Annotated in this window: 10 protein-coding genes and 1 pseudogene; 10 read left to right on the forward strand and 1 reads right to left on the reverse strand. The window is 59.2% G+C overall.

The window, feature by feature from the left end; all coding sequences use genetic code 11:
• Positions 1-204 precede the first annotated feature (204 nt).
• From AUQ37_RS00360 to AUQ37_RS00390, 8 genes are all read left to right on the forward strand, one after another.
• Positions 205-1842 (forward strand): hypothetical protein, encoded by a 1638-nt coding sequence (locus AUQ37_RS00360; protein WP_157844221.1) that lies wholly within the window; start codon positions 205-207, stop codon positions 1840-1842.
• 76 nt (positions 1843-1918) lie between these two features.
• Positions 1919-3277 carry an ABC transporter substrate-binding protein gene (locus AUQ37_RS00365; RefSeq protein ID WP_058746939.1) on the forward strand — a complete coding sequence of 453 codons (1359 nt, stop codon included), beginning with the start codon at positions 1919-1921 and terminating at the stop codon, positions 3275-3277.
• Positions 3274-4242: a hypothetical protein gene (locus tag AUQ37_RS10225; protein WP_162262190.1), complete on the forward strand. Its 969-nt coding sequence runs from the start codon at positions 3274-3276 to the stop codon at positions 4240-4242. Before AUQ37_RS00365 ends, AUQ37_RS10225 begins: the two co-directional genes overlap by 4 nt.
• Positions 4130-6487 carry an iron chelate uptake ABC transporter family permease subunit gene (locus tag AUQ37_RS00370; protein WP_162262191.1) on the forward strand — a complete coding sequence of 786 codons (2358 nt, stop codon included), beginning with the start codon at positions 4130-4132 and terminating at the stop codon, positions 6485-6487. Before AUQ37_RS10225 ends, AUQ37_RS00370 begins: the two co-directional genes overlap by 113 nt.
• Positions 6480-7286: an ABC transporter ATP-binding protein gene (locus AUQ37_RS00375; protein WP_235584750.1), complete on the forward strand. Its 807-nt coding sequence runs from the start codon at positions 6480-6482 to the stop codon at positions 7284-7286. Before AUQ37_RS00370 ends, AUQ37_RS00375 begins: the two co-directional genes overlap by 8 nt.
• Before the next feature lie 86 nt (positions 7287-7372).
• On the forward strand, positions 7373-7693 hold the full coding sequence (locus tag AUQ37_RS00380; protein WP_058746941.1) for a hypothetical protein: 321 nt from the start codon (positions 7373-7375) through the stop codon (positions 7691-7693).
• Positions 7694-7779: 86 nt separating this feature from the next.
• Complete coding sequence (locus AUQ37_RS00385) at positions 7780-8061, forward strand: hypothetical protein (protein WP_058746942.1); 282 nt, start codon at positions 7780-7782, stop codon at positions 8059-8061.
• 501 nt (positions 8062-8562) lie between these two features.
• Complete coding sequence (locus AUQ37_RS00390; protein WP_058746943.1) at positions 8563-10665, forward strand: acetate--CoA ligase family protein; 2103 nt, start codon at positions 8563-8565, stop codon at positions 10663-10665.
• 287 nt (positions 10666-10952) lie between these two features.
• Here the strand turns inward: AUQ37_RS00390 and AUQ37_RS00395 are convergent, their stop codons facing one another.
• Entirely contained in the window at positions 10953-11627 is a 675-nt protein-coding gene (locus AUQ37_RS00395) for a hypothetical protein (protein WP_157844222.1), read from the reverse strand.
• Positions 11628-12761: 1134 nt separating this feature from the next.
• On the opposite strand from AUQ37_RS00395, the gene AUQ37_RS11645 reads away from it, so the two are divergent.
• Together AUQ37_RS11645 and AUQ37_RS11650 are read left to right on the forward strand one after the other, a co-directional pair.
• A complete protein-coding gene (locus tag AUQ37_RS11645) occupies positions 12762-14918 on the forward strand; it encodes a hypothetical protein (RefSeq protein WP_235584751.1) in 2157 nt (718 codons plus the stop codon).
• A gap of 1586 nt (positions 14919-16504) precedes the next feature.
• Positions 16505-16876 (forward strand): annotated as a pseudogene (locus AUQ37_RS11650) (InlB B-repeat-containing protein); the annotation flags it as partial.
• Positions 16877-17493 lie beyond the last annotated feature (617 nt).

Genomic DNA, 17493 nt, shown 5'->3' on the forward strand with positions numbered 1-17493 from the left:
TATCGCGGCGGCCTGCTTCCTCGTTTTCTATGAATGAGGGGGCCGGCCCGTTCTGTCCGGGCCGGAAACGCTTTCTCTAATATCTCCCGCTGGACCCCGCGCTCTGCATCCATTTACGGAATCTTCGCAAGCTATATATGGCAGATATGTCCAATCGTTTTTATAATCTGATTAAGTTATCGCATCTGGCAAAGTGTGGTAATCATGCTGAAAACAACGAAATTGTTCATTTCGATCATCGTCGTTTCCGCAGTCATCGCCGCGGCAGCCGGAGCAGTCTTCTACGACGATTCCGACGGGGCGCATGACTACGACGGTTCCGTGCTCATCGAGGATCAGTACGGCGTCTACTTCTGGGTCCACGGCGACGGCGACAACTACGGAGAGGTCATCAAATCGGTCGACGGCACCCGCGGACTCGACATCGATTACACCGACGGGAGCTACGGTGTCATGGTCAACGGTATCAACGGGCTGTCCCAGACATCTGATTATTCGGGATACTGGGCCCTGTACCAGTACGAGGACGGCAAGTGGGTCTACAGCATTGTGGGCCTCAGCAGCGTTTCAACTGACGACTGCGATTATGTCGGCCTGTTCTATGTGAACTGCGACACCTCCACCTACGCGGTGACCGCCGGCGGACCTGACAACGTCGAAGTTCCCGAGGTCTGGAAGGCGGCCTACTTCACCGGCTCCCACAACGATGTCGTGTTCACCATCCAGTCGCAGTCCGGGATGTACCTGTACGCCAACGGCCACGGTGACAATGTGTTCGACGCCTTCGTCGATGCGACCGAGACCTACAATATCCCCTTCGTGGCCAGCCATGCATCGTACGGGGACGGAATCTCGTCCCTGTTCGGCATGTCGACGTCCTCGACGGCTTCCGGATGGATATACTGGGCGCAGTTCACCTCGAACAACAACGGCCCCTGGGCGTATGCGAACCAGACGATGGAGAAGCTCAGCACTTCGGTGTTCACCCAGGTCGGCATCTCCTACGGCGACGGTTCCGAGATCACCGCCCCGCTTTATTCCCAGTCGTCCGAGAATGCGTCCTCGCTGATCCTCATCGAGGACCAGTACGGCGTCTACACCTGGCTTTCCGCCGACAGCAGCGAGTATTCGACCTATGCCGACATGCTCGTCGGCCTCAACGGGAAGAACGGGCTGAGCATCGACTACTCGGACAGCGGCACCTACTTCAGCATCAATTCGATCAACGGGCTGGCGTGCGACTATTCGAAGGCCAGCGAGAACATCTACTACTACTGGTCCACCTACGTCTATGAGAACGGGACGTGGACCTACAGCGACAAGGCCGTCGACGGCCTCAGCACATCCATGCACAGCGTCATCGGCCTGTTCTACATCAAAGGAACCATGACAGGGGCAGAGGAAGGAGGACCTGAGAACCTCACCGTCCCGAGCGTCGCCGATGCGGCCGCCTGGAACGGATCCACCGACGGCACCGTCTTCGCGGTCCAGTCCGAATCCGGGTACTACTTCTACATCAACGGCACCGGAAGCACGGTCTTCGATGCGTTCAGCAATGCTGCGGAGACTTACAACATCCCCTTCGTGGCCAGCCATTCATCCTACGGCGACGGCATCTCGTCCCTGTTCGGCCTGTCCATGTCCTCCAAGACGGACGGCGACAAGACCGTATGGACATACTGGGCGCAGATGGTGCTCAATGACGGAGGCACCGGCTGGACCTACTCCAACTCCACGATGGACAAGATCAGCTCCTCCGGATGCGCGCAGATGGCGGTCATCTACGGCGACGGCGGCATGGGAGAGGGAGGGACGGCCACCGTCCCCGTGTACAGCGCCTGAGACTGAAACTTCACAGTTCTGAAAGGAACGGGCCCGGGACCGGTCAAGGCCTCCGGGCCCCATATGCTGTGATATCATGGAGGGGACCCTATGGAAGACCGTTCTGACCGTTGCGCTCCTTCTGACGGGGTGCGCTGTCGGAGTCGCGGCCGTCCCGCACTCCTCCGCGTCGTACGCCGCGGGGATCATCCTGGATTTCGGCGGCTACGACATAGATTACATGGGTCTCGAGGATCCCAGGGAGGATGCGGTCTCGGCATTGGACGGCATCTGCGCCGACAGGGGCTACGAGGTCGTCTATCCCGAAGGCTCGTCCGTGCCGTCATCGGTCGACTCCCTGCCGGCATCCGGGTCATCCGGGTCATGGTCGCTGTACGTCACGTACACGGGCGATACCGAATGGACCAGATGGACCGGGGATCCTTCCGATGTCTCCGTAGGAGACTATGCCGCCGTCTGCTGGGGCCTCTGCGGCGACGGGGAATATCCGACGCCCGGCGTCGATGCGACCGGCGTATGCTACTACGGCTACGGACAGAGCATGCGCATTGTATCCATGTCGCCGTCATGCACCGAGACCATCGCCGCCGCCGGCGCGGGAGGCGCGATAGTGGCCACGGACAGCTACAGCAATTATCCTGCATCCGTGGTTGAAGGGAAGAAGAACGGCTCCATATCGGAGATCGGAGGGTACACCAACCCGAGTTTCGAGACGGTCGCCGCTCAGAACCCCGATCTCGTGGTAGGCATGGGGGACCAGTCCGTGCATCTGTCGATCATCGGCAAGATGCGCGCCCAGGGTGTGGACTGCCTCGCTGTCTACGATGCGTCCACTGTCAGGGAAATCGAGGTCAACACCTACATGATCGGCGTCGCCTGCGGTTACGAGATGCATTCTGTCCAGACCATCGGTCAGATACAGGATGCCCTCGATGAGCTCGCCTCTCTGGTATCCTCCGGTTCCGAGGATTCCGGCGTCATGGTCGCCCTTTCATCGGCCAAATCGCCCTGGGTGGCGGGAGGGAGCACGTACGTGTCGGACGTCATCTCCCGCGCCGCGTGCAGCAATGTCTACTCGGGGCTCAGTGGCTGGGTCCAGGTCAACAGCGAGACGGTGGCCGAACACAACCCGAAGTGCATAATCGTGGTGTCCTCGGACTACGAATGCTCCGAGAGCGGCTACAGCAGGATGCTGAGCTCCCTGAGCGCGGAATGGCGGAGCACCGACGCCTATGTGGACGGGAACATCTACCTGCTGACCGACGGGGCAACGGACCTGGCCTCCAGGCCCTCCACGCGCATAGCGCAGTTCGAGGAGCTCATGTGCAGGATACTGCAGCCCAGTATTTTCACGGACATAGAGGTCCCGCATTGGATTGGGGATGATTACACGGACTATCTGACATACACAGCAGAGCTGGGATTCGCATCATGAACTGCCGGCGCCTGGCCGCAGTCATTGCGGTCCTGGCGGTCATACTGTCGGGCATTGCCGTGCAGGCATCGCAGGGCTCCGATGCGGACTCGGGCCCCTGGGTCCTCATCGACGAGGGAGACGGCGACACATATTGGGCCGCCGCCGATCAGACCCAGACGACGGTCGGGGGAGTGCTGCGGTCTGCGGCCGAGAGCCTCGGCCTGGAATATTCGGAAAACGGCGGCACCGTCACCGTAGACGGCATGAGCGAGGTGACGGTGGGCGGATCGGAGCATTCCGAGACCTGTTCGTGGAGATATTATGTCTGGGGCTCGTCCGGCGAATGGACGGACTCGACGTCCGCGTCGTTCCTTTCAGAGGCCCCTGCCGCGTCCAGCATCGCCCTGGGGTTCTACCCTGACGGCACAGTCCCCACCGAGACCCCCGACGATATGGCCTCATGGACCATGATCCGCGGGAACTCATCCCTCACCAAGGTCCAGGAAGGGGACGACACCTCCGGGTCCGGCCCGGCCACCGTGATGTCCAAATCATTGGGGCAGAACTTCGTCGATGCTAACCCTCTCATAGCCCGCGGATGCGTCTACGCGGTCTATGGCGGCTATTACAGTGGGGACAGCGTGCCCACGCTCTACTGTTTCGACAGGTACACCGGCGCTGAGAAATGGCATGTGTCCTCGCCCGAGCGTCGGATACGAGACCCAGACGGGCGCCATCGCCGGGAACTATTATTATTGGCCGGTCACCAACGGCCACATCCTGAAGGTCCCTCTGTCCGGGCCCGGCACCGAATCCTATACAGTGGAGATATCCTCGGTGCTGGCCTCGGCGTCATCAGGATCTCTGACGGTGAGCGCTGTCGAATACAAGCTGAGCTCCGAATCCTCGTATGTATCCGCGGAGAAGGAGGAAAGGGACACCGACGTGTTCATCATACCTGCGGAGATCGGGTCCTCCTATGACATCAATGTGACATCCGACGGCACTGTATATTCGGGAACCGTGACGGTGGATTCTGCATCCAAGGGCGGTGTCTCGGTATCCTTCGACGGAGACTCGCTCAAATCATACACGGACAGCACCGTCACCGCCTACAGCGATGTCGACAGCGTCTATGTGATGAAGAAGTTCGCCGCCTTCGACAGTTCCCGCACCATCGAAGGGCGCTCGACGTATGCCACCGGCGTCGCATCGATGACCGTATGGGGAGGCGCCCTGTTCTTCGGCACCTCCAGCGGCTACACCTATGCCATGGACTTCGACCTGAACGTCCTGTGGAGGACCGACACCGAGGGCCAGAACTACTATGACTGTCCCTCGGTATCCGGAGGGAACGTCTATCTTGGGAACTACAACGGGCAGCTGTATGTCCTGGACGCAGCCACCGGCGATGTGAAGGCCAGCGCCGATATCGCATCGTATCCATCCAAGGTCTACGGCGAAGGCGGGAGGGTATGCTCTCCCCTCGCTGTAGGGGACCTGATCTTCATGAGCATCTCCGACGGGTTGGGAATGAACAGTACCCAGGGAGGGCTGCGCGTGTACAGGTTCGGCGGTTCGTCCCTAACCGAGGTCCTCAGCGACGACTCCGTCGGCCTGTCGTCAACCTTCATGACTTATGTCGATTCCGAGGACGGATCCTGGGTCTATTTCCTGTGCGACAAGGGGCTCTGCAGGGTCTCCGCCGACGGGAGCGGAGGCACGGAGACCGCGGACTCCGATGTCAGCGGGATCCGCGGTTCGCCTGTGAACGTCGGCGGGAAATACCTGGTGTACCAGGACTATGCTTTCAGCAGGAACGGGAGCGGAGGCATCATCCACGTCGTCTCATTGGACGGGAAGGAGGTCGGGAGCATATCCCGCCCGTCCGACATCGACCAGTGGACGATGACCTCGGTGCTGGTGTGCGGGAGCATGATCTACATCGGCACCGACGGAGGGTTCGCCGTCCTGAAGTCCGATCTCACCGTGGGGGTATCGCCGGGAGGGGACAGCGGAGGCCTGCCGGGATGGGTCATCTGGGCCGCCGTCGCATGCATCGCACTGGCGGCGCTGGCCGCGGCGGCCATCCTGCTGGCCCGCAGGGCCGGGAAGCCCCCGGGGAAGTATCTGTCCGAGAAATTGGGAGCGATGAGCGGGTTCCGCAACGAAGCGCTCTCCAAGACCGCGGCGAACAAGCGCCGCCTGCTCTTCGTCCTCGTCCTGGGCACGGCCCTGGCCGCCGCCGCGTTCCTCTGCTGCCTGGCCTTCGGTCCGTCGCACAGCATGTCGCTGTCGGAGGCTGCCGGCAATCTGATCTCTGCTATAGACAAAGGCGGGAAAGGGCTGACCAATGACGAGCTCTACGTCTACGAGTCCCGCCTGCCCAGGGCGATCGCCGCCATGGCGGTGGGCATGGGCCTCTCGGTCGCAGGGTGCATGTACCAGGCGGTCATAAGGAACCCTCTCGTGGACCCGTACATCATGGGCGTGTCGTCCGGGGCCGGGACCTTCGCGGTGGCCTCCATCGCCAGCGGGTTCACCCTCTGGGGGCTCCTCGGGAACTCCGACTTCATGGTGCCGGTCCTCGCCGTGATCGGCGGCCTTCTGGCCTTCGGCCTCACGATGCTCATCGCCGTACTGGCCGGGAGGACCTCGACATCGTACGTCCTGGCCGGAGTGGTGATCGGTCTCGCCTTCTCGTCGATCCAGACGGTCATACTGACCACATCCGATTCCGAGGACCTGCAGAACGCGGTCTCCTGGCTGTACGGGAGCTTCACATCCGTCGACTGGGACAATGTCTGGCTCATATTCTTCCCGACGGTCTTCATGTGCGCCGCGTCGCTCCTCTGGGCGAAGGAGCTCAACCTGGTCCTCCTGGGGGACGACAACGCTCAGCAGATGGGGCTCAACGTCAGGAGGTTCGATGCGGGGATGCTGATCCTGGCTTCGGTGCTGACCTCGGTCTGCGTGGCCTTCGTCGGCATCATAGGGTTCGTCGGGATGGTCGTGCCCCACATCTGCAGGATGATCCTGGGGAGCGACCACCGCCTGGTTCTGCCGGCGTCCATCGTGCTGGGGGCGGCCATGATGCTCCTGGCCGACCTTCTCGCCAGGATGATCATGATCCCGCAGGAGCTGCCGGTGGGGGCCATCACCACGGTGATCGGCGTCCCGCTGTTCGCCTACCTGCTCATCAAAAGGGGGAAGATGTACAGTGGATGAGGTAAAGGCCCCGTTGCTGGAGGTCAGGGACCTGTGCAAGACGTACGAGAACGGCTACAGGGCGGTGGACGGAGTGTCGTTCAGCCTGCCGGAGGGGCGCCTGGTCGGGCTCATCGGGCCCAACGGGTGCGGGAAGTCCACCATGATGAAGTGCATCAACAAGATGCACCAGATCACCTCCGGGGACGTCCTCATCGACGGGGTATCCGTGAAGGGCCAGACCCCGAAGCAGATATCGAAGCAGGTGGCGAACGTCCCTGCCGAGCTTAAGAACAGCTTCGGCCTCTCGGTGTCAGATACGGTCATGCTCGGGCGCTATCCCTACCTGAGGAACCTGTGGTGGGAGACCGACGAGGATGAGACTGAGGCGGTCGACGCCATGAAGAAGTTCGGCGTCTACGGCCTCCGCGACCGCAGGATCGACATGCTGTCCTCCGGCGAGAGGCAGAGGGTGCTCATCGCGAAGGCCTATGTGCAGAAGCCGAGGCTTATGCTTGTCGACGAGCCCACGTCGCACCTCGACATGAAGTACAAGCTCAATGTGATGGAGTACCTCAAGGGACTCACGGGCGGCAACATGACCGTCCTCGTCGCCGAGCACGACATCTCCCTCATGGCGAGGTACTGCGACATATGCCTCATAATGAAGAAAGGGCATCTGGTGGCCTCCGGCGATCCCAAGAAGGTCATCACCGAGGACCTGATCCGCGACGTCTACGACGTGGAGGCGACCGTCGGCCTCGACCGCGAGGGCGAGATCTACGTGCTGCCGAAGAGGTACGTCGGGAAGGACTTCTGACCGTTGCCGCTGACTGCCGCATCCCCCCGTTCATAAACCGTCCTGAACACTCCTCTTCCGCGCCCTGAGCGGTGCGGAGAGAGCCAATGAACGACAATGAAGAGCTGACCGCGGTCTTCGCGGAGGTCGGTAAGAAGTACGGGTTCGAGACGGTGAAGGCGGAGTTCATGTCCTGCCGCGATTTCAAGGTCAGGTGGCAGATGAGCTACCGCTGGGCCGATTTCAAGGTGTCGGACTACATGCGCAATGCCCCGCGCGAGGCAGTTGAGAGCCTGGCCAACACCATCTTCGGGAAGATGGTGAGCGGTGAGGACAGCGTCTACGAGAAGATCATAATCGATTACGTCTCGTCCCCGAAGTTCGTCGAGACGTACCAGCGCTGTACCTCAGGAGGAACAGGGACCTGACGCATTCGCCCCTGGGGAAGAACAGGGACCTCGGGGAAGCGTACGAGCGCCTGATCGGGCTCGGGCTGGTCGAGCGCGACCCTGCGGTGTGCCTGACGTGGACCAAGGAGCCGATACCGACGGGGAGGGCCGCCAGGTGCTCGGTGCTGATGAAGGTCGTGGCGGTCTCCTCCCTGCTCGACGACCCGAACATCCCGGAGGAGTGCCTTGATTACGCACTCTACACGGAACTATGCAGGATCTCCATCGGCTTCGACCCGAACGGGGACAGGAACCGCCTGCTGATGCCGAAGCTCACCGAGAAGTACGGCAGGGAGAGGTCGAAGGAGGCATCTGACGGGCTGAAAGCGGTCCAGATGTACGTATGACGGTGCCGGGCCGCAGATGCACGGATGCCGGAGACGCCCGGGACGGGCAGAAGTGTCCCCCGGGCGCTAACACGCCTTTTCACGGCCCGCTGTAACGGCGGTCTCCGGGCACTGACGTACGCCGGGGGTATGTGTCGGACCCTGCGTTGGCCTCCGGTCATCGTCCGCGGCGTCACGCCGCAACTACCGCAGGAGCCCAATACGAGATTGGGACAGGGCCTCTGTCGGCCGCCCCGTACGCGTTGCGTTCACTGATCGCGCACCCCGGTCAGGGCGGTACAGTATTCCATCCGCAGGCGCGTATAATACCGTATCCTACGACGATGGACGTACAAAAGGTTCGTCGATAATGCCTGCAATACGTCAAATGTCCGAATTCGAAAATTTAACCGCCCAATTATTACGAAAAACGTGGAAACACTGCAGAAATAAGGCTTATTTTTTCGAATTTCACAGTCTAATTGATTAGCCTTATTAATGAGAAGTTTATACTGCCGATTTATGATAGAATTCCTCAACCCAGAAGGAGTTGCCGTCATAGGCGCATCCGACAACCCCTCCAAACTAGGGGGGATGCTCGTCAAGAACATGCTGAACGCGGGTTACGACCCAGAGAAGCTCTACCCCATAAATCCCAAGGGAGGCATGATCCAGGGAGTAAAGGCGTACGCTTCCCTTGCCGACGTGCCGGCCGACAGGAAGATCGACCTGGCCGTGGTCGCGGTGAAGAACACCTTCGTTCTCCAGGCCCTCAGGGACTGCGCGGCGCGCGGCGTGCACAGCATGAGCATCCTCACCGCGGGATTCAAGGAGGATTCCCCCGAGGGAGCGAAGCTGGAGAAAGAGCTCCTGGCCGAGGCCAAGGCAAACGGCATCCGCATCTGCGGCCCCAACTGCTTCGGCGGCATGAACATCAGGAACCACGTCAACTACACGTTCTCGCACCTCCTCCCCCAGCCCGGGAACATATCCATCATGTCCCAGTCCGGGGCCGTCGGGTCGTCCATCCTCGACTGGTCCTGCGCCAACGGGGTGGGTCTTGCCAACTTCGTGACCTTCGGGAACAAATGCGACCTCGACGAGGCCGACTTCCTGAAGTACTTCTCGGAGGACCCCAACACCAAGGTCATCGGGATCTACGCCGAGGGCATCGCGAACGGCGAGAAGTTCATCTCCGCCGTCGAGAACATGCCGATCAAGAAGCCCATCGTCATCTTCAAATCGGGCAAGACCGCGGCCGGGTCCAAGGCCGCCTCGTCGCACACGGGTTCCATCGCGGGCTCGGACGCCGTCAACAACGTCGTCTTCAAGAAGCTCAACATCCACAGGGCGTTCGACCTCGACGAGCTGTTCGACGCTCTCCTCGTGTTCTCCTGCTGCAGTCCCATGAAGCAGGACGGCATAGGCATCATCACCAACGCCGGCGGGCTGGGCGTCATGTCCGCCGACGCAGCCTACAGCGCCAAGTGCGTCAGGGCCGCCAAGCTCTCCGACGAGACCATCGCGGAGCTCCACAAGGCCCTCCCCAAGCTCGCCGGCGTCACCAACCCCATCGACATCAGGGGAGATGCGCAGCCCGGGGACTTCGAGATCGCAATCAACACCGTCATGCAGGACAAGGATGTCGGCGGGCTCGTCATCATGGGTTCCCCGCTCGACACCGCCGACCTCGTCTCCGTCGCCAAGCTCCTCGTCAGGATCATGGACGACATCCCCTACCCGACGACCGTCTGCTTCGCCGGAGGGTCGAAGTGCGAGGAGGCCGACGCCATCCTCAGGAAGGGCAAGTTCCCGTGCTACCCCACTCCCGACAGGGCTGTCCGCGCCCTCGACATCCTCAGGCAGTACAACATCGGCCTGGACCAGGACAACGATGCCCTCCAGGTGCCTAAGGTCAACGGCCGCGCGAAGGTCAAGGAGGTCATCGACAGGGCCTACGCCGACGGAAGGCACTCGCTAACCGAGGCGGAAGGCAAGGAGATCTTCAGCGCCTACGGCATCCCGACCCCCGGAGAGGCCACCGTCAAGTCCGAGCAGGAGGCCGCCGACGCCTGCAACAGGATCGGCTACCCGACCGTCATGAAGATCGTATCTCCCGACATCCAGCACAAGACCGATGTCGGAGGCGTCGTCGTCGGCGTCGCCGACGAGGCCGCCGCCCGCGCAGCCTACAACAGGATCATGTCCTCCTGCAGGAAGAACGCCCCCAAGGCCCGCCTCGACGGCGTCTCCGTGCAGCAGATGGTCTCCGGGCAGGAGGTCATCCTGTCCATGATGAGGGACCCGCAGTTCGGCCCCGTCGTGTCCTTCGGCCTCGGCGGGATCTACGTCGAGATCCTCAGGGAGATATCCCAGATGCACGTCCCGATGTCCGAGCAGCAGCTCGAGGAGATGATCACCTCCACCAAGGCGTACAAGCTGCTCTCCGGAGCCAGGGGAATGCCTGTAGCGGACATCGACTCCATCAAGGATGTCATCAAGAGGCTCGTCCTCATCGCTCAGGAGAACCCCGAGATCACCGAGCTCGAGATCAACCCCGTGCTCGTGGGCCTCAAGGGCAAGGGCTGCTGGGCGGTCGACTGCCTCTGCAACCTGAAGCACTGAAACGAAACATTTTGGCCGGGGTCATCCCCCCGGCGATTTTCACATACTCAGACCGCCTTCGGGCCGCGTCTGCTGTCCCTGTTGCGTGCCGGAAGCACGTTCGATGCAGGACTGTACAGGCAAAATGGTCTGTATCTTGCTCTCGGTCTGCAGGAACCGATCGATATCGATGTCTCTGAATACTTATTGCTGCCCGGCAGTTAATTCATAATGTGCCAGCATGCAGAAATCATGTCAGAATCGTTCAGTGCAGAATGCTGCTCTGCAGTCTCAGGGCCAGCGACTCTTCAGGCGGAGGAAAGAGACGTCCAGGATGCCATTAGGTGGATGGTCAGCCCGCTGGTCGAAAGCAGGTCTGAGACAGTCTGGCCGCTGCTGGTGCCTCCGCTGCTGATCACGGTCACGCCGTCGGTTCCGGTGAAAACATCATAGCAGCCTACCTCGTAGCCGCTGATAGCCAGAACCCATTGGTTCACAGAGTTTGAATCGCTGATGCTGTTGGTCAGTTCGTATTGCAGTTTGGGTGCATCCCTGTAGAGGACGATATCGCTGCTGTAGTTGCTGAATTTGAGCGTGACGGATTTTATCCCTGCGCCGCTGTTGGCATTATCTGACTCATGGTCTATGGTGAAATATCCGTACAGGTAGGCACCCGGGTCTTCTCCGGTGTCCTTGTTAGATTCTATGCTTATCGAATATCCGCCGTTCGCAGGTATGAGCTGGAATGATGTCGGCGTGGAATCAACGGCGCTCCAGTAATTTTCATTGAACGTCAGGCTTGAAGCTGTTGATGCATCGCCGCTCCCGGAGATCTCCAGAAAACTCAGGCCGATATAATCCGAGTTCACAGAGTTGCTGTTGTTGGTGACGCTGGATGTCAGGGCGTAAGCGGAGGGTATAGCTACAGCTGCCGCCAATACGATTGCAGCAACTGCAAGCAAACCCGTTGTCCTCCTGTTCATTATTAACGCTCCTTTTCCGAATCCGCAAGAATCCTTACTCTGAGTAAAAGCGATTACTGCATTTCGATTTAAATTAGTATGATGGCTCAGCCGGTTCGATGGATTCTTTCCTCAGTTTGCGCTATCCGCATAGAAAGGGCAGGATGGATTTTCTTGATGAGCCGTACCTGATGCCTGCATATGCTTCGTTCATGTCTCTTCTTTATTGTGTTGCCCACGTTCAGGTGTTTGTATCAGGTTAATAATTTTTATAAAAAGAAAAGAACAACTTCTTCGTTCAACAGACGAGAGCAATCGCATATCTGGCACGGAATGTTCATTATGTCCAATTACAGTCGCAAGGCAACAGGAGTCGGAAGGATTGACCGTAAGAAGACGCTGTTCGCGCTTTTCGCTGTCATCATAATGCTGCTGTCATCCGCAGCGATCCTCGGCGGGAGCTCTGCTTCCGATGAAAGCTCCGGAAGCAGCAGTTCGGTGCATTCCATAACCTACTACGAAGATGAAGCGAGCCTCAACAGCAACACTAACGGAGTGACGGTGGAATACGACGGCATCGCATCCACCGAGTACAACCCGGCTTACAGCGATGTGTTCAAGAACTCAGGCTGGAGCAAGCTTAGCGAAACGACGCGCGTCGGTAGCATAACGTCCGAAACCGTTTCGAGTTACAAAATCAATGTTACTGTGCCTCTGAGTGAAGGTATAACACTGGATCTTTCCGACTGTTCCGACTGGAATATTTCCGGAACAATTTCTGCTGCTAAAGCAGAGTTGTATAGCCGGTACCCGGGTTATTGTACTTCAAGTCCAACTGTTAGTAGTGACAATGTTATCACATATTCACCAGCTACTTACTATGATGGTAGCAAATACAGCGGAAACGCTACAGCCACTGCTACTATCACAATATCGCGCTTAACCACGCCCTCGTCAATATCTGTGCCTTACGTTTTCTGCGGCTGGACTTCCAACGGTTCGGATCTCATATATCCGGGAGATGTCGTTGACGGAAGCATAGACAAACTTTATGCGAAATGGGCCACGCCTGATGTATTCCTGCTTTCCTCTCTGACTCCGGCTTCGGGAAGCACGCTCAGCGGCAAACCCGCATCGCCTGCGTATGCCACGTATATGCTCCCGATTACAAGCAACGGCAGCTACACAAGTTACCGTTCTATTCAATATTCGGACGGCCGCACTGCGTCCACGATGTTCACCACGATCTACGAGATCAACGGAGCGTTTCCGACCGATCTTCGTACCGGAACATACCGTTCCAGCGATCCGGATGCTACGGTCAATTGGAACAAAACTGTGTATTGCAGCGGAGATGTTATCATCGACAGCGTGCACCTCAACTGTTCCAACGGCGGAGACCACGGAGATTCGGGCGGCTATCCGCTGTTCGCCAACGGGCACCGCCTCATTCTCGGTACAGGCCTTGATGCCACCAGCGGATACCAGATGCAGGTCTTCGGAGGATCCAGCAGCGGGACGCTGACATCAGCCATCGAATCAGGGAAATCCATTGTTTCATACGATTCTCAGCTGAACGGGAAAACCTTCGACATCGGCACGTTCCTGATCGTTCACAGCGGGACATATGATAACATCGGGGCTGTAGGGTGGTGCACTCTCGGCACTTTCACCAGCCCGCTCTCATCATACATGGTGCTGAAAGGAGGAACCATAACCGATACCGTCGTCGGAGGCGGTTCGAGCGTCATATGGGGCGCTTCTAACGGCACGATCACAGACAGCAACAAGGACCAGCTCCTGGGAGGCACGTTCACTTATGTCACCGGTGCCAAGATGACCGGAGACACCTGGGAGGAGAGCCAGCTGGGCTACGGCAGCGTCGGCAGCGGCAGGACAGAATCATCGATCCTCGAGGGAGGGCCCGGAGGTTCAGGCGGCAGAGGCTCTGTGTATGGCGCGGCCCACACGTTCATCACCGACAAGGCCAAACTGTGGGATGCCCAGGCGGGAGGAAGAAGAGGAGATTCCACCACTCAGTTCGCATACATGGAGATCAGCGGATCAGCGGTCATCAGCCATATCGCATGCGGTACAATCACCGACGGTAACAGCAGTTCCGGGAACCGTGATTCGGTCGGCAATGTCAAGATCTCCACCTACGACAACTGCAAAGTAGGAATGCTCTTCGGAGCAGGTTATGACACATGGGCGTACCCTAACTACACCAGTATGCTGAGCGGAACCATCGATGTTGAGATCAACGGCGGGACGATCGGCTATGTGTACGGCGGAGGCTACAGAGGTTCCGTAGGTACTTCATCCAGCAATGTGGCCATCAAGGTCGCCGTCAACGGCGGGACGGTCCTCAAGGATGTCTACGGGGGCGGGAGGGGAGGAGTGGACAAGATCCTCCACAACGCAAGTACCGGGGCCAGGGAGGGCAGTTCCTCATATTGGAACTCCATGGGAAAATCCTATGTGTACGGCACGGTCAGCGTCCTCATCGCCGGCGGGACCGTCGGAGGCAATGTGTACGGCGGCGGGGAATCGCTTCCCAGGCTGTCCGGTTACAACGCCGAGGGTGGCATCAATGTTGCATCGGTCATAGGCAGCACGAGCGTGACCGTCACCGGAGGGGAGATCAAAGGGAGCGTTTACGGAGCCGGAAAGGGAGTGACTATCGACAGTTTCTCCGCTCAATCTAATTCCGGCACTGTGACCTACTCTGGCACAGTTCCGGGGACGACCGACGGAGGGAACTATTCCCAATCATATGTCGTCAACAGTTCCGGGAATTACATTTGGCTCGACTGGTTCTCTGGATTCACTCCCACATACGACACCAGCATCATTGAGAGGTACCTAGAGTTCGCCAAGGTCGAGGGGAGCTCCAGCGTCAACGTGTCCGGCGGGACCATAGGAGGAAGCGTCTACGGCGGCGGCGCATACGGAAGGATCACCGGAGATGCCAGGGTAGCGATCTCTGGAGGTCCATCGGAGGAAGCGTCTACGGCGGCGCCATCGGCCACAGCGGGATCACCGCGGTGGAAGGAGACAGGTACATCGACGTCAGCGGGACCGCGACGATCACGGACAACATCTACGGCGGGACTGCGTACGGGAATGACGGGGTCAGCGAAAAATTCGACGAATCCGATGCGACGATCTGCATTCAATCCGGCTCCATCGGGGGCTCCCTGTTCGGAGGAGGCTTCCAGGGAACCACTTACGGTGATGTCAAGATATACATCGGATACAGGGTCAGCGATCATTTCAGGCTGGAAAGCACCGATGACAGGACAACCATAACCATAGGGGGATCTGTCTACATCGGGGGAGATGTAGGAGAGATCGGCGAGAACGATACTCCGTATACCCAGTACCTCGTCATGGGAGGAGGGAACCTCAGCATCTTCGGTGCATATTCCGACATCTCCATAAGCGGAAGCCTAATGGGCAGCGGGAACGCCTGCCTCACCAAGGGAAATACTGTCATCTACTGCGACCGTTTCATCAATCTCAGCGAGATGCATGCGATCCACCGTGCCACCACTGTCACCCTGTCCGGAACGATGATCACGCTGAAGGGAAGGGGGACTGTCGACGCTAATTCGGCGGATTCGCTCTATTCTCTGTTCATGATCGTCACGCTGCAGCTGAGGGATTCCTCGGTCATCACGCTCGACAGTGCGGTGGACGCCGTGACGGACTATTACAGCCAGAACAAGGACGGCAATCCGACCACTCCCTCGTCCCCTTCCAACAAGATCATCATCGGAAGCGGCAACTCGTTGACCATAAGGGGGGCCGGCAGCTACGGCTCCTCGTACGGCACCGTGTCCGGATACACCGTCCTGTCTGTCAGCAGCAGCGACGGCGGTTACGGGGTCTACGTCCTCGGGAGCACCGCCTCCTCAGGAGGTTTCGTGGCCACCAGGAACGGTACCTATGTGCAGGCCGACTTCATGGACGTCTCGGATTACTGCAGATGCTGGTTCATCTCCGGTACCATCACGAGCGCCCAGTCGGTCAGGCTCAGCTACACGTCCGGAACGGCATCCGAATCCGTGGACTTCTCCATCATCAAACTGCGCTCCGATACCGTCCTCAGGTACATGGGAGGCTCCTTCGTAACGGCGAACACCGCTTACAGCCTGGTGGAGACCCCGTCGGAAACGAACCAGTTCGGTGTATCCATCGTCAGCAGCACCAGCTCCGAATCAGAAAGCGTGAATGTTGTGCCTCACGCATCCGATTCCAAAATCGGAACGATACTCCCGACTGATTCGCAGAACCCAACCCTCAGCGTCACCGTGAGCGGGATCTTCGGGGACGAATCGCACCACATCGGATACTGCACGATATACCTCCAGGAAGCGAGCGCCATCTCGTACGTCGGGGACGACGGCAGCGAATCTACCAGCTACGTGCTCACCAACAGCATCCAGCTGACGGTCGAGATATACACCGAGGGCAGCGGGACCAATCTTGAGAATGATTCTGTCACCATCGGGGCCGTCCACGGTTCCGGTTCCGGGGACATCATGATACCCAGCAAGCTGAACGGCTACACTGTCGCCGTCGAAAGCGTCAGCTCCCCCGACGGATCGGGCTCGACGCTCACCATCGCGGCCGAGATGAACCTCGACAACACCTCCGGATGGAGCAGCACGAGCAGAGCCTTCCAGATCAGCCCGTCTCTCGAAGGGAGCACCCTCGGGGAGCTCAACGGAGGATACACAGCCAGGCTGGTCTTCTCGGTCACAGGGTTCGACAGCACCGAGAGCGAGGTCTACACCGTGGTCCTGTCGCTGAGCTACGAGGGCACCGTGAGAACGGTCACCGTCACGGTCACCGTCCAGGCGCTCGCCGATATCAACGTCACCTTCGTCGATATGAGGCAGGATTCCGAGGTCATCTACGCGTTCCCGTACGGAACGGTGATAACCGAGGCCGACTGCCCTCCGACACTTAGCAATTTCATCGGCTGGTACTATGAGTCGTCCTTCGAGAGCGTCTACAGCTACAGCACTCCCCTGACCGCGGATACGACGCTGTACGCCAGGTACATGCTCACCGTCACCTTCGACAGCCAGGACGGGACCGTCGCGCAGATGTACGTGGCGGACAGCGAAGGAGGGACCCTCATCACCGCTCCTTCCGATCCTTCCAGGGAGGGATACACCTTCAGCGGATGGTACACCGAGAAGGACTGCATCAACAAGTGGGATTTCACCCTCGACAAGGTCGTCCGCAGCATGACCCTGTACGCAGGATGGGTCGGCCAGGACATCACCGTCACGTTCACGTACAACGGCACCCAGATCACAGACTCAGGCACTGCTTACACGGCCACCGTTCAGTACGGTTCCGTGTTCGGAGTCCTGGACGAGGCCAAGTCCTCCGCAGAGCACAAGGACGTCACGATACTGGCCGCCGCCGAGAGCATCCTCAGGACGAACTACCTCAACAACGGCGAGATGTTCATCCGCTGGCAGGCGGAGGTCTCGGACAGCGTGACCATACCCATCTATGATGATACAACGGTCGACGTGAACGTCATCCCCAGGGTCGACGGCGCCATATCGTCGACGGTCAACCTCATCGCCGTCACCTCGGACGTCGCCCTGCAGGTCACCATGGACGGCAACTCCAGCGATCTCACCACGAATGTCTCCGCCCCGGTATCGTTCCTGGTGTACCCCGACAGCGATTCCTTGCTGTCAGACTCCTCAGGTTCCTATTGGGAGTTCGTTTTCAACCTCAACGATGCGACCCGCTCGGGATGGCTCCTCGCAGGCTGGTCCGAGTCGAAGGATGCTCAGCCCGACGATGATGACACCTATGGGAACGGAACCTCCGTGACCGTCAAGGTCTATGTCAC

Source organism: Candidatus Methanomethylophilus sp. 1R26 (assembly GCF_001481295.1).
Lineage (GTDB): Archaea > Thermoplasmatota > Thermoplasmata > Methanomassiliicoccales > Methanomethylophilaceae > Methanomethylophilus.

Bases quoted from the DNA above. Each gene is read 5' to 3' on its own strand.
- AUQ37_RS00360 (WP_157844221.1), top strand. From the start codon at position 205: ATGCTGAAAACAACGAAATTGTTCATTTCGATCATCGTCGTTTCCGCA.
- AUQ37_RS00365 (WP_058746939.1), top strand. From the start codon at position 1,919: ATGGAGGGGACCCTATGGAAGACCGTTCTGACCGTTGCGCTCCTTCTG.
- AUQ37_RS10225 (WP_162262190.1), top strand. From the start codon at position 3,274: ATGAACTGCCGGCGCCTGGCCGCAGTCATTGCGGTCCTGGCGGTCATA.
- AUQ37_RS00380 (WP_058746941.1), top strand. From the start codon at position 7,373: ATGAACGACAATGAAGAGCTGACCGCGGTCTTCGCGGAGGTCGGTAAG.
- AUQ37_RS00390 (WP_058746943.1), top strand. From the start codon at position 8,563: ATGATAGAATTCCTCAACCCAGAAGGAGTTGCCGTCATAGGCGCATCC.
- AUQ37_RS00395 (WP_157844222.1), bottom strand. From the start codon at position 11,627: ATGAACAGGAGGACAACGGGTTTGCTTGCAGTTGCTGCAATCGTATTG.
- AUQ37_RS11645 (WP_235584751.1), top strand. From the start codon at position 12,762: ATGCTCCCGATTACAAGCAACGGCAGCTACACAAGTTACCGTTCTATT.